We start from the raw sequence: 13,688 nt of genomic DNA on the forward strand, positions 1-13,688 counted from the left end.
AGGCTACACGAGGGCTCGCGCAGGCGCGAGTGCGCTCAGGGCCGCGACGCCTCGGCTTCGGCGGCAGCTGCGGCGGCCGCCGCGGCCGCGGCCGCTTGCTTGCGGCCGTAGATCGTCAGCCCTTCCAGCGAACGGGTCGGTGCCGGGAACATCAGACTGGCCAGGTAGCCGATCACGATGCACAGCAGGATCGATATCGCCAGGTAGAAGTACGGATGGACCAGATGGAACGACCAGATCACCAGGGTCAGCACGATGCTGGCGCCGATGCCGATCGCCACGCCCGGCGAATTGGCCCGGCGCGTGAACATGCCCAGGGTGTAGGCCCCGGCGAAACCGCCGCCGAGCAGGCCGGCCAGTTCGATCGAGACGTCGAACAGCGAATGGATGTCGAAGCGCGACAGCAGCAGCGCGGTGCCGATGCCGACCAGGCCCACCACCACCGTCATCAGCTCGGCGAAAAACACGCTCTTCTTCGGCGTGCGGTTCTTGGCCAGCTTCTCGTAGAAGTCGACCGAGATCAGGGTCGCCACCGAGTTCATGATCCCCGACAAAGTCGCCATGGCCGCGGCGAAGATGCCGGCGATGATCAGTCCGGTCACGCCGACCGGCAGTTCGGCGGCGATGAACATCGGAAAGGTTGCGTCTATCGGCAGCAGCGGGTTCATCCGCTCCGGGTTGGCCTTGTAGTAGACGAACAGCGCGGTGCCGATGGTGTAGAAGATGATGCCGCCGGGAATCATGATCGCGGCGAAGGCCCAGATCGAGCGCCCGGCCTCGCGGTCGGACTTGGTCGACAGGGTGCGCTGCATCAGCACCTGGTCCTTGGGGAAGGTCAGCACGACTTCGAACAGGACCAGGAAGATGAAGCCCCAGACCGTGGCCTTGGTCAGGTCGAAGCTGAAATCGAAGGTGTGCATCTTGTCCTGGGCCATGGCCGTGGACCAGAACTCGCCGAATCCGCCGCGCAGGCTCCAGATCATGAAGCCGATGGCGAAGATCGCGCCGCCCATCTTGACGATCACCTGGACGAAATCGGTCCAGATCACCGCCTTCATGCCGCCCATCGCGGTGTAGACGATGGTGAAGCCGCCCATCAGGATCACGCTCCAGAACACGCTGATGCCGGTGATGGTGGCGATCGCCAGCGCGGGCAGGAACAGGATCACGCTCATCCGGCTGCCGATCTGCACGAACACGCACAAGGCGCTGGCGAGCATGCGGATCGAGGGATGGAAACGCGTTTCCAGGTAGGAGAACACCGACATCAGGTCCAGGCGCCGCAGCAGCGGTACGATCCACACCGCCACGAACATCAGGCCGAACACCGCGATGACATTGTTGGCCATGTACTGCCAATTGGTCTCGAAAGCCTTGGCCGGAATCGCGATGAAGCTGATCGAGCTGGTATTGGCCGCGTACAGGCTGATGCCGGCGGCCCAGAACGGAATGGTGCGGCCGCCGACGAAGAAGTTGCTGGTCGAGTTGCGTTTCTCGCGCAGATAGAAGTACAGGCCGATGCCGATCATGCCGGCCAGGTAGAACACGATCACCACCCAGTCCAGCCAGTGCAGGCGCAGCTTGCTGGACTGAACCTGCGCGGTGGCGAAGGCGATGCCGCGGCCTCCGGTGCCGGCCTGAGCCCATACCAGGCCGTCGGGCCAGGCGGCCGTGGCGATCGTGGCGCCGGTCTGCGCGCCGGGCAGCGTCGCCCAACCGGCGGTGATGGTCTGGTAGGTCATGAACTTCGCTGGCGCACGCGCATCGGCACCGTCGCCCACCAGATAGAGGATGTGCGCCTGTCCCGTCGCGCGGCCCGAGCCGGCGACGACGCGGCCCGGAGCGCGGCCCGCTTCGGTCCAACCTTGGTCGGTCGACCAGCGCAGCATGCGGTCGTTGCCGCCGGCTTCCGGCACCACCGCGAACAGCGCCCTGGTCTGTGCGACCAGCGAACTCGCGGGCGCACCGCCCGGCCATACCGTCAGCGGCGCCCAATGCGGGCGCTCGTCGTCGAAGCGCAGTTGCAGTAGACGGGTCGTGCCGTCGCCGGCCTTGCCGGCGATATAGAAGGCCTCCGCCGACAAAGCACCGCGCGGCTCCTGCAACGCGACCGGCAGGGACGGCAGCGGTTGCATGGCGAGCGCGCCCTCGTTCACGCTCAGCTGCCCGACCCGCATCGCCGCGCGATCCTCGCCCTGGCTCAGCAGCAGATAAGCGCGCTGACCGTCCTGAACCACGGCGACGATCTGGGTCGGGACGACATCCGCCGGCCACCGCAGCGGCGACCAGGCCCGACCGCCCTCTTCCAGCGACCAGGCGCCGTCGGCCGAGATCGCGACCGCGCGACCATCGATGCGGGCGATGCCGGTCAGCGAGTTGGTGCCGGCCAGAGCCGGCAAGCGGTCCGGACGCATCGGCGTCAGGGCCTCGGCCTGCAATGGCCCGATCACGCTCAACAGCAACAGGAACAACAGAGCGCGCCATGAGGCCAGCGTCGCGAACGCGGAGACCCGAGGGCCAGACAACGGACGCGCGCTCATCGGCGGCCCGCCGTGGCGAGCAGCGCCTGCGCGCGTTTCAGGAACGGCAGATCGACCATGCGTCCATCTACCACGAACACCCCGCGTTCCGGCGCCCGCGCCGCAGCTTCGACGATGCGCCGCGCCGCTTCCAGCTCGGCCTCGGTCGCGGCGAAGGCGGCGTTGGCCAGGGCGACCTGGCGCGGATGCACGCAGGTCTTGCCGAGGAAGCCCAACCGCCGCGCCATCGCGGCCTCGGCGCGGTAGCCGTCGTCGTCGTGGAGATCGGCGTACGCGCCGTCCAGTGCGAACACTCCGGCCTGAGCCGCGGCCATGCGCAGGGCGAACATCGCCGCGTGCACGTTGGCCCGGTCGCTCCGCTCCACGCCTTCAGGCTCGAACAGATCGCCCAGGCCCAACTGCAGCCCGGCCACGCGCGGATGCGCGGCCGCGATCCCGGCCGCGGCGGCGAGCGCGCGCGGGGTTTCGATATTGATCAGCAGGCCGATCGGGCGTTCGACGCCATTGCCGGCCTCGGCGACTTCGATCTGCGCGACCGCGGCCAGCAAGGCTACGCCCGATTCGATCTTGGGCAGGTTGAGCAAGTCCACGCCCGGGCGCGCGACCGCGGCCAGGTCGGCGGCGAACCAGGGCGAGTCCGGCGCGTTGACGCGCACGATCGCGAGTTTGGCGCTGGCCGCCACCGCGTCGGAGCCGACGAACTCGGCGACCGCGGCACGCGCGGCGCCCTTGCGTTCGGCGGCGACCGCGTCCTCCAGATCGAACGACAGCGCATCGGCCTCGCCGGCCAGCGCCTTGGCGAACAGCTCCGGCCGCGTCCCGGGCACGAACAGTTTGCTACGCATGGAGCGGCCGGGCCTGGGTCGTCTGGGTCATGGCCCGAAGTGTGCGCCAAGGCAAAGATAGCGGACGCACAGGGCAGGCATGTTCAAACGATAGGTTTTGTTTCTATTCCTGCATCGCCCTGCATCGGCGCTGCTGCAAAAATCTCGTCGAATCAAGGCCGTTGCAGCGCGGCAGGCACGACGCTCAGTCGCAGCCGCCCACGCGAACGAAGGCCAGGTCCTCGTAGTCGTAACTGAAGTCGGCCTCTGGATCGACCTTGGCCATCTTCATGGTTCCCGTATCCGGTGCGGCGCCGAAGTCCAGCCAGGCTTCGGCGTCGACGCTGACGTCGTCCCAGTCGACCAGCCAGCGCGCGTCGACGCGCTGCACGGTGCCGCTGAGCATCGGCGACTTCCGCGAAACGAAACGCACCCGTGCGCCCTGGGCGCACAGCGAGACTTCGCCGAACCAGGGGTCGCCATAGCGGCCGAGCCAGGGGCGCATGGCGTCGGTCGTGGCCGGTTTGCGCGCCGAGGTGTCGGGCGCGCGCTGCGCGGGCGGGGTCGCGGCGCGCTCGCGCTCCAATGCCTGCGCGTAGTAAGCGACATCGCGGCGCTGTGCGGGCGCGCTGTAGCGCTTGACCAGCACCTGGTTCAGCACCGTCCGCGCTTCCTCGGCCTCGCCGTTGATCAGGACCACGAAGCCGACGTCGCGCTCCGGCAGCATGGTTACCACCGAGTACATGCCCATCAGGGTGCCGGTGTGCGAGACCTTGAAAGTGCCGTCGACGTCGGCCAGGCGCCAGCCGTAGCCATAGGCGCTGTAATGACTGCCGTCCCAATCGCGCTGGCGCTGCGAGACCGGCATCGACATCTGCGCCGACCATAGCGCGCGGCGCTGTTCTGCCGACAGCCAGGGCGCGGCGGCGTTGTCAGGGCGCAACCAGGTGCGGACCCAAGTCAGCATGTCGTCCAGACTGCAGCGCACGCCGCCGGCCGCGGCCATGGTGGTATTGGCGACGACGGCGCCGTCCTCGCGCACCGGAAGGTTGCGGTCGCCTTCGCGCCGGTGCGGCTGGGCGACGTTGCCGACGCTGTCGCGATTCCACTCGCCGATCCGGCAGCGCTGCAGCCCCAGCGGCTCGAATACCTCGCGCTGCAGCAGGATTTCGTAGGGTGCGCCGCCCGCCGCGGCCGCGACTTCGCCGGCGACGATGTACATCAGGTTGTCGTAGTCGTAGCGCGAGCGGAAGCTGTGCACCGGCTTGAGATAGCGCAGGCCGTGGATCACGTCGGCGCGGCTGAAGCTGTTGGGCTCGGGCCACAGCATCAGGTCGCCGGCGCCCGCGCGCAGACCGCTGTCGTGGATCAGCAGGTCGCGCACCTGCATCTCGCGCGTGACCCAGTCGTCGTACATGCGGAACTGCGGCAAGTGCTTGGTGACCGGGTCGTCCCAGCGCAGCTTGCCGGCGTCGACCAGGCGCGCGAGCAGTGCGGTGGTCATGGACTTGCTGTTGGAAGCGATCTTGAACAGGGTCTCGGGCGTGACCGGTTCACCGCTGCCGGCGACCAGCTCGCCCACGCCGCGCCGGTACACAACCTCGCCGTGCTCGATCACACCGATCGCGAGCCCGGGCAATCGGTAGCGCGCGACCACCTCGTCGACGATGGCATCGAGCTCGGGCCGCGACGCCGTCGCCGTCTGCGCGAAAGCGGGGGTCGCGAAGCCGACCGCCGCAACCAGAAGCCACCCAATACGTTTCATGCGGTCAGCCACTCCTGCGCCGGGCGCTCGTCGGCGATCATGGCATCGAAATCCTGGCGTTGCCGCACCACCGCATAGCGGCCGCGGTCGAGCATGACCTCGGCGGCCAGCGGCCGCGAATTGTAGGTCGAAGCCATGGCCGCGCCGTAAGCGCCGGCGCCCGCGATCGCGATCAGGTCGCCGGCCCGGCAGGCCGGCATTCGCCGCTGCACCGCGAAGGTATCGCCGGTTTCGCAGACCGGTCCGACCACGTCGTAGGCGACCGACTCGGCTGCGCGACCGTGCAGGGGCAGGATGTCGTGCCAGGCGTCGTACAGCGCCGGCCGCTGCAAATCGTTCATCGCCGCGTCGACGATCAGGAAATCGCGCTGCTGGCCGGGCTTGATCCGGATTACCCGGGTCAGCAGCAGCCCGGCCTCGGCGACCAGGTAACGACCGGGCTCCAGGATCAAGGTGCCGGCGAATCCCGAGAAGATCTCGCGCAGCATGGCTGCGTACTCGCCGGCGGTCAGCGGCGGATCCTGATCCTGCCGGTAACGCACTCCGAGACCGCCGCCGACGTCGATACAGGCCAGGGCGTGGCCATGCCCGGCCAGCTCTCGAGCGAACGCCGCCACGCGCTGTAGGGCCAGCCGGAACGGCTCCAGGCTCAGGATCTGCGAACCGATATGCGCGTGCAGGCCATCGAGGCGGACGTTCGCGTACTGCGCGGAGTCGGCGAACCAACTCCGGGCCTCTTCGATGGACACTCCGAACTTGTTCTCCGACTTTCCGGTGGAGATCTTGGCGTGGGTGCCCGCATCCACGTCCGGATTGATGCGGACCGAGGCGCGGGCGATCGCGCCCCGGCCGGCCGCGACGCGCTGCATGGTTTGCAGTTCGTCGCGGGATTCGACATTGAAGCGCCAAACGCCGGCGTCCAAGGCCTCGGCGATCTCGTCGGCGGTCTTGCCCACGCCCGAGAACACGATGCGCTCTGCCGAAATGCCGGCCCGCAACGCTCGTCTGAGCTCGCCGGCCGACACGATATCCGCGCCGACGCCCTGCTCGGCCATCAGCTGCAGGATGGCGAGATTGGAATTGGCTTTGACTGCGTAGCAGATGCGCGCGTCCAGCCCCAGTAGTGCCGCTTGCAGGCCCTGAACACGCTCGCGGATCGCAGTGGCGGAATACACGTAGCAAGGCGTGGCGATCTGCTCGGCCAGAGCCCGCAGATCGACGCCACCGAAAACAGCATATTCTTCGATCATTCGGCGCCTGGATCGGGTCTGACGATTTACCCGCCAAAAGAGGCGGACTGCGCCTGCAGTCCGCCGAGGGGGTTAGAACGCAACCGAGAGAATGAACTGGACGTAGCGTGGCGATTGATAGTCCGTTCCGTCGCCGAAGAACGGATTCGGAGTGCCGATGCTGTTCTGCGCCTCGCGCACCTCGTTCACCTCGGTCACTCGCTGCTCGTTGGTCAAGTTATAGACGGCCAACTTGGCATTGAGTTTGGCCCGGCCGAAGGTCGCGTTGTAGGACACGCTGGCGCCCAGGGAATAGGTCCAGGGCAGCCGATCGTAAGCGCCGCGGCGAGACAGCCGATAGACGCGCTCGGATGGGGCGAAGTCTTCCGAGCAGTTCCTCTCGCAGATGTAGTAGCTGAGAAACTCCGTGGCGTCGTAGGGATTGCCGGTACCGAACTCGCTGACCGGACGTCCGGACTGCACGTCCAGGGTCGCACCGACCGACCAATGGTCGTCGAACGCATACGCGCCTCGGAACTTGAATTGATGGCGGTGATCGTTCGGCAGAAAGCCGTAGCTGCCAATCTCGACGAAGGGATTGTCGAAAGCCTCGGTACGACCGCTATCGGAGAAATCGGTGTCCGAGTTGACCGGGCCTTCGGCATTGCCCTTGCTGTAAGACAGCGTATACGAAGCATTGAATGCCCACTTCTCGTCCCAGGCGCGGTCGATCATGAACTCCAGGGCGCGATAGGTGCGCTTGGCTTTGCCCCAGCCGCGCTGGCCGACCAGATTGCCGTCATCGTCGTACAAAGCCCAGCCTTCCTTCGAAGTGTCGATGGTGACGAAGGCATCGTTCACACCGTCGCAGGTCGGATCGGTGTCGGTGAAGAAGGTCAGATTCTTGCCGGGATTGCCCATCACGAAAGTATCGATCTCGCAATGGCCGTTGTGGGTGATCTGCATGTCATCGATGGCTTCGTGCAGCCGCCGATATATGCCGCGCACGCCCCAGGACCAATTGTCCCCGAACATCGACTGGAACCCGAGTATCACCTCGTCCTGATAGACCGGATCCATATCCCTGTCGACTTCGCCGCTCAGGTCGCCGACCTGGCCGTTGCCCTGCGAGTCGTCCACCGCACCGATCTGCGGGCCCAGGATCGGATCAGGATAGACCTGGCCGGTGGCCGGGTTGGTGAAGGTGCCAAAGCCGTTGAATTCGTAAAAGGTGCGCGCATCCAGGAACGGTCCGGCCTGCTTGATGTTGATGACGTTGGCCACCGGCAGGTAGTAGCGGCCCACATTGCCGTACAGCTTGGTGCGGCCGTCGCCGTTGACGTCCCAGGAAAACCCGAAACGTGGGGCGACCATGTCGTCCATCTTGATGTAGCTGCGTCCGTCGGCGTCCTTGTTGTCGAAAGCCTCCCAACGCACACCCAGGTTGAGCACCAGGTTGGGGGTAACCGACCAGTTGTCTTCGATGTAATAGGCTTCGTTCTCGGTTTCGAACGTACCCTGGTTGGCAACTTGGCGCGTACGTACGTAGGCATCTAACCCGTCGCGCACGCGAACGCCGTTTACGCGTCGACTGAGAGGTACGTTGCTGACCTCGTAGCGCAGGCCATTACCTGGGTAGTGACTGGAATAGTCCGACGTGTTGTTCTCGTGATCCGCGCCGAAGCGCAGGTAGTGATTGCCCAGCGTCCACTCGAAGTCCAGGCGCATGGCTTTGCGCTTGTCGTTTCGGTCAATCACCGCGGTATTGCTGGAGCAGCCGATGAAACTGCTCCCTACACGGCGGTCCTGAACGAGATTGCAGGCGGCGTCGTTCAGGCTACTGACTGAAGCAGCCCGTTCGTTCTCGCCGTACATTGCCTTCATCGAAAGGTCGTTGGTCAAGTAACCCGTGTAGGTAAGCGCCCAGTTGTCGCCGCCGTTCTTGGTAAATGTTCGATTCTCGCGACCCGAAGTGCGTTTACCGGTGATCGGATCGAACACATAGTTGTCCTGGACCGTTTCGCTCTTGTCGGAGAACGCGAGCAGCTCCAGCAAGTTCTTGTCGTTGATCTGCCAGTCCAGCTTGGCGCCCCAGAAATCGTTGTTCCCGCTGTCGATGAACAGGTTCCTGCCGCCGTCGTCGGTGCTCTGGCCGTCGAGATCGCGCTTTTCGTAAATGCCGAAGAAGAAAAGACGGTCCTGAACCAGCGCGCCCGAACCCCATGCCGCGTAGTTGTTCTGTTCGTTTTCGTCGTACTTGGCGACGCGTCCTGGGTGATTCTTCGCATCCGATTGCGCCAGATTGTCGAACAGCAGATCGACACCGCCGTGGAATTCGTTGGAACCCTTGCGGGTCACGGCGTTGATCACACCGCCGGTGGTGCGCCCGAACTCGACCGAATAGCCGCCGGTCTTGACCTGGAATTCCTGGAGGAAGGAGAACGGCATCGAGGAGAAGCCGACCCGGTTGTAGAAGTCCGTGACGTTCAGACCGTTGACGTAGACCGAATTCTCGGCCACGGACGAACCACCGAACGACACACCGCCGAACTCACCGCGGTTTACACCGGGAGCCAAGGTCGCAACGTCAGTGATGTCCCGCGGCACAGGCAGTCGCGCCATTTCCTCACGGGTAACGTTGGTCGCCGACTCCGTCGAGGACACGTCCACCGGACTGATCCCGCGCGTCCCCACGACCTGCACCGCCGCAAGGTCGGTCGCGGCTTGCGAACCCGCATTCACGTTGGTCGTCGTACCCAGCAGAACTCTCACCGGCGTAGGCTCGCTCGCCGCGCCGCCGACGCTGGTCTGCAAGGTGTACTGCCCCACCGGCAGGAACGGGAAGCGGTAGTTGCCCTGTTCGTCGGCCTTGACCGTGCGGGTGAAGCCGGTGTCCGGGCTGCGGATCGTGACTTCGGCGCCGGGCGTGGTACGGCCGGCCAGCGAGCCGTCGTTGTTGGCCGCCAGCGCGCTCATGGACATCGAACCGAAGCAGAGCCCCATCGCGATGCAGAGCGCGGTCTTCCTCATCGTTGTTGCGCGCATGTTTCCATTTCCCCTAGAGCATGGCCGTGTGAGCTGCCGCTACGGCGCGTGGCCGGGCAGCGGCAGTACTTGTGCTTTGAAGCGGTAATCCCACCGGTCGAAGTAGAGGTTGCCCCCCGCCCACTCCACTTCGCCGCGCTGCGAATCCACGGTTTCCGATCGGAAGTGCCGTTTCGCCGGGACCAGGTCGGTCCCGTAGTCGTCGTTGAACGCGATGCGGTAGGCATCGAGTCCGCCGAGATAGAACCACTCGACGCCGGGATCCTTGGCGTCTTGGAACCGTCCCGTGGTGACGTCCATCGGGACCCAGCCGTAGGGCGCCAGGTACAGCCAGCCCCAGTCGTGCAGGTTGTCGTAGTCGCCGTCGGAATAGACCATGCCCGACTGCCAGCGCGCGGGAATACCGTTCAAACGCAGCAGGGCCATCAGCAGCAAGGTCTGCTGGCCGCAATCGGCGTGGCCGGCGTGCAGGGCGTAGTCGCTGATGTTGGACAGCGTCGAGTACTCGCGCGCGCCGGCCCAGGGAATGCGGTCGACGGCGGCGTACAGCTTCTGCGCGATGCGCGCCGGATTGGTCTCGTCGCCGACGACTTCGCGCGAATAGCGGCGCAGCGCGTCGGTGTAGACGATGTGCGGCGCGCGCTCGCCCAGGTAGGGCGCGAGGTCGGGACGGTCGCCCAGCGCCTGGACCCGGTCCGGGTCGATGCGATGGACCTGGCCGTAGACGGTGAGTTCGTAGCTGATCGAAAACGTAGTCGGCTGTCCGGCTTTCGCGGCCTGCTCCAGGTAGACCGTGCGCTGCTGGGTGGATTCGGGCGCGATCCGGTGCGTGGCGGGCGTGCTGGCCAGAAAGACGAGGCCCTCCTGCTGGCCCGGCCGCAGGCGCGGGTACGGGATCCACGCGCGCAGGGTTTCGCCGGCCGGCACCGCATCGGCATCGACGACGATGGACTGGGTCACGCGCACCCGGCGCGGGGCGACGCTGGTCTTGCCGCTCGCGCGCGCCTCGCGCAGCGCTTCGTCGTGATAGGCGTTGGCGCTTTCCATCGGCCCGCTGCTGGGCTTGCGCGGCGGACGCCGGCGCGCATCGGCGACGGGATCGAGCAGGAACAGGTTGGAGACGGCGCGGCTGAAGTAATACGGCTGGCCGTCGATGACCAGGTGTTCGAGCAGGTTCGCGCGCTTCCAGGCCACGAACTCGTCGTCGCGCAGATCGGGCACCAGTTCGCCGAGCTTGCGCCGGGCGTCGGCTTCGGTCAGCGGGAAGTCGAGACGGATGCGGCGCATGCGCTCGCGCTGGAATTCCAGGGCCGCGCGCTGGTCCGCGCTCAAGCCCGGCTGCGCAAGCGCGGCGTCGATCGCCAGGCCGGCGTCGCGGAAATGACCGGCGTCGATCATGGCGACGATGTCGCTGGGACCGCGGTCGTAGCCGGCCCAGACCGCGGGCAGCGCGAGCATCAGCCCGGCCAGGCACAGGCTGCGCGCAGCCCGGCGCCAAGCGCGGGGCATCGCCGAATCGAGCGGAAGCACGGAACGTTCCACGTCGCAGCCGACCATCTGAGGACCGAGTCACGGCTGTGTAACATGGCCGGACGGGCTGGTCAATAATTTATTCTTGACAAATTCTCGTTGTGAAGTATGTATTCCCACTGAGCCGGTCGCGATGATCGCCGGCGCGAACGAGGGGACGCGATGATCGAAACGGTCTGGCCTTATCTGGCGGTGGTGCTGCTGGCGGCCGGGCTGTTTCCGTCGCTGGAGCGGCGCTACGGCTGGCGGCTGTTCTCGGTGCTGCCGCCGATCGTGCTGACCTATCTGCTGGTGACCGCGCTGGCGGTGGCGGGCCTGTGGCAGAGCACGACGGAGATCGCCGCCGCCCAGCGCCACCTGACCTCGCAGCTGCTGCCGGCGCTGCTGTTCCTGTTGATGGTCGGCTGCGACCTGCGCGCGATCCTGGCGCTGGGGCCGCGCATGCTGGCGGTATTCGTCTGTGCGATGGCCAGCATCCTGGCCGCGATCGTGCTGGCCTACCTGATCTACCGGAACGCCCTGCCCGCCGACGGCTGGAAGATGCTGGCCGCGCTCAGCGCGACCTGGACCGGCGGTTCGGCCAACCTGGTCGCGGTCAAGCAATCGATCGGCCTGCCCGACAACCTGCTGCCGCCGGTGCTGCTGGCCGACGCGCTGTGCTATTCGGTGTGGGTGGTGCTGCTGTTCTCGGCGGTGCGCTTCGCGCCCGCGTTCAATCGCTGGACCCGCGCCAACGAGCGCGCGCTGCCGGTCGCGGCCGCTCCGCGCGCGAACAGCGAAGCCGGCGCTGGCGGCGTGCTGCTGTGGCTGGGCATCGCCCTGCTGGTCGGCAATGGCGCCATGGCGCTGGCCGCTTTGCTACCGACGCAAGGTTTCTTGACCGTCACCGCGTGGACCGTGCTGATCGCGACCGTCGCCGGGCTGGCACTCGCGCGCACGCCGCTGGCGGCATCGCCGGTGCCGGCGCCGCTGGCCGGCGCGCTGTTGGCTTGCCTGGTCGCAGTGCTGGCCTCGCAGAGCAACTTCGCCGGAATGTCGGCCGCACCGCTGTTCGTGCTGGTCGGCTTCACCGTGCTGGTGCTGCACGTCGGCCTGTTCGCGCTGGCGGCGCGGGCGTTCCGTTTCGACCTGTACCTGTGCGGGATCTCTTCGCTGGCCCAGATCGGCGGCATGGCCACCGCACCGGTGCTGGCGGCGACCTACTCGCGCGCGCTGGTGCCGGCGGCGGTGTTGTTGGCGATGCTGGGCCTGGTGCTGGGCACCGGCATCGGTTTGTTCATGGCCGGCGTGCTGTCCGGCCTTTCGCCCACGGGAGGCTGATCCGATGCGTCCGCTCCTCGTCCTGCTCGCCGCCGCCGGCCTGTTCGGCGCCGCGCTGCAGCCGCTCGCGGCGGCTCCGCCCGCTGCGCTCCCCATCCCCGCCCACGGCGTAATCGGCGTGGAGGAACGCCAATTGAATGCGGAATTCTGGATCCAGCGCCAGGCGCGCGCGGATCGCGTGATATTGAACACAGCCGCGATCGCGGCGCAGAACGCCAAGCTGCGCGAACTGGACGCGTCGGTGCACGATCTGCAGGCCCTGCCGGAAACGGTGACCCGCGAGCAGATCCGAAGCTGGATAGCGTCGGTGTCGGAGCGCCCGACCCAGGCGCTGTACGACGAGCGCGGCCGGCCCATCGCCAGCGGCGTGCTCGACGATCTTCAGGACGCGCTCGACCTGGGCGCGATCCCGGAGCGGCAGCCGCTGCGCTACGGCCTGATCGTGCACCGCGCCGATCTGCGCGCGTTTCCGACGCCGCTGCGCGTGTTCAATTCGCCCGACGATCACGACATCGACCGTTTCCAGGAGAGCGGCCTGTTCCCCGGCGATCCGGTCGCGATCGCCCACGAGAGCCGCGACCGCCAGTGGTGGTTCGTGGTCAGCCCGCTGTATACGGCCTGGGTCGAGAAGCGCTACGTCGCCCAGGGCGATGCGGCGGCGGTGTTCGGTTACGGGCAGCGCACGCCGCAACTGATCGTCACCGGGGCGACCGCGCGCACCGTGTACACGCCGGAGCAGCCGAAGCTGTCGCAGTTGCAGCTCGACATGGGCGTACGCGCGCCCCTGCTGGCCGACTGGCCGGCCGACCGTCCGGTCAACGGCCAGCATCCCTACACCGCGCACGTGATCGAACTGCCGGTGCGCGGCGACGACGGCCGCCTGAGCTTCGCGCCGGCGCTGCTGCCCAAGAATCAGGACACCGCCGAGCGCTACCTGCCGCTGACCAAGGCCAACCTGCTGCGCCAGGGTTTCAAGTTCCTCGGCGAGCGCTACGGCTGGGGCCATTCCTACAACGCGCGCGACTGCAGCGGCTTCGTGTCCGACGTCTACCGCAGCTTCGGAGTGACGCTGCCGCGCAATACCCGCGACCAGGCGGTGAGCCCGGCGCTGAACCGTATCGCCTTCGGCGATCGGGACGACCGCGCGGCGCGCATGAAAGCGGTGCGCGAGCTGCAAGTCGGCGACCTGATCTATATCCCCGGTCACGTGATGATGGTGATCGGCGATCAGCACGGCGAGCCCTACGTGATCCACGACACCACCGGCATCAGCTATCGCGACGCCGAGGGCCGCATGGCCCGCGCCCATCTCAACGGGGTATCGGTGTCGCCGCTGACTCCGCTGCTGTTCGACGAGGCGCATAGCTACGTCGACCGCATCACCAGCATCCAGCGCATCCGCCCCTGAGCGCCCCACTACTTACGAAGCGATCGG

Annotated in this window: 8 protein-coding genes; 2 read left to right on the plus strand and 6 right to left on the minus strand. The window is 66.8% G+C overall.

The window, feature by feature from the left end:
* Positions 1–35: 35 nt before the first annotated feature.
* From ASE10_RS02785 to ASE10_RS02810, 6 genes are all read right to left on the minus strand, one after another.
* Complete coding sequence (locus tag ASE10_RS02785; RefSeq protein ID WP_082586037.1) at positions 36–2,540, minus strand: sodium:solute symporter; 2,505 nt, start codon at positions 2,538–2,540, stop codon at positions 36–38.
* The gene (locus ASE10_RS02790) at positions 2,537–3,385 is read right to left on the minus strand and encodes a CoA ester lyase (protein ID WP_055902936.1); all 849 of its coding nucleotides are present in this window, start codon (positions 3,383–3,385) and stop codon (positions 2,537–2,539) included. Before ASE10_RS02790 ends, ASE10_RS02785 begins: the two co-directional genes overlap by 4 nt.
* Positions 3,386–3,569: 184 nt before the next feature.
* A complete protein-coding gene (locus tag ASE10_RS02795; RefSeq protein ID WP_082559657.1) occupies positions 3,570–5,129 on the minus strand; it encodes a serine hydrolase in 1,560 nt (519 codons plus the stop codon).
* On the minus strand, positions 5,126–6,379 hold the full coding sequence (gene lysA / locus ASE10_RS02800; RefSeq protein WP_055902939.1) for a diaminopimelate decarboxylase: 1,254 nt from the start codon (positions 6,377–6,379) through the stop codon (positions 5,126–5,128). The genes ASE10_RS02795 and lysA overlap by 4 nt, the downstream gene beginning before the upstream one ends.
* A 72-nt stretch (positions 6,380–6,451) precedes the next feature.
* Positions 6,452–9,403, minus strand: coding sequence for a TonB-dependent receptor (locus ASE10_RS02805; protein ID WP_055902942.1), 2,952 nt, complete (start codon positions 9,401–9,403; stop codon positions 6,452–6,454).
* A 39-nt stretch (positions 9,404–9,442) separates the two neighbouring features.
* Positions 9,443–10,861 carry a transglutaminase-like domain-containing protein gene (locus ASE10_RS02810; protein WP_235565832.1) on the minus strand — a complete coding sequence of 473 codons (1,419 nt, stop codon included), beginning with the start codon at positions 10,859–10,861 and terminating at the stop codon, positions 9,443–9,445.
* A gap of 234 nt (positions 10,862–11,095) precedes the next feature.
* Here ASE10_RS02810 and ASE10_RS02815 point away from each other — a divergent pair, with 234 nt between their 5' ends.
* A complete protein-coding gene (locus ASE10_RS02815) occupies positions 11,096–12,253 on the plus strand; it encodes a DUF819 family protein (protein ID WP_055902944.1) in 1,158 nt (385 codons plus the stop codon).
* A 4-nt stretch (positions 12,254–12,257) separates the two neighbouring features.
* On the plus strand, positions 12,258–13,661 hold the full coding sequence (locus ASE10_RS02820) for an SH3 domain-containing protein (RefSeq protein WP_055902949.1): 1,404 nt from the start codon (positions 12,258–12,260) through the stop codon (positions 13,659–13,661).
* The last annotated feature ends 27 nt before the right edge of the window (positions 13,662–13,688 follow it).

Origin of the sequence: Lysobacter sp. Root76, assembly GCF_001428685.1 — a bacterium.
Lineage (GTDB): Bacteria > Pseudomonadota > Gammaproteobacteria > Xanthomonadales > Xanthomonadaceae > Lysobacter.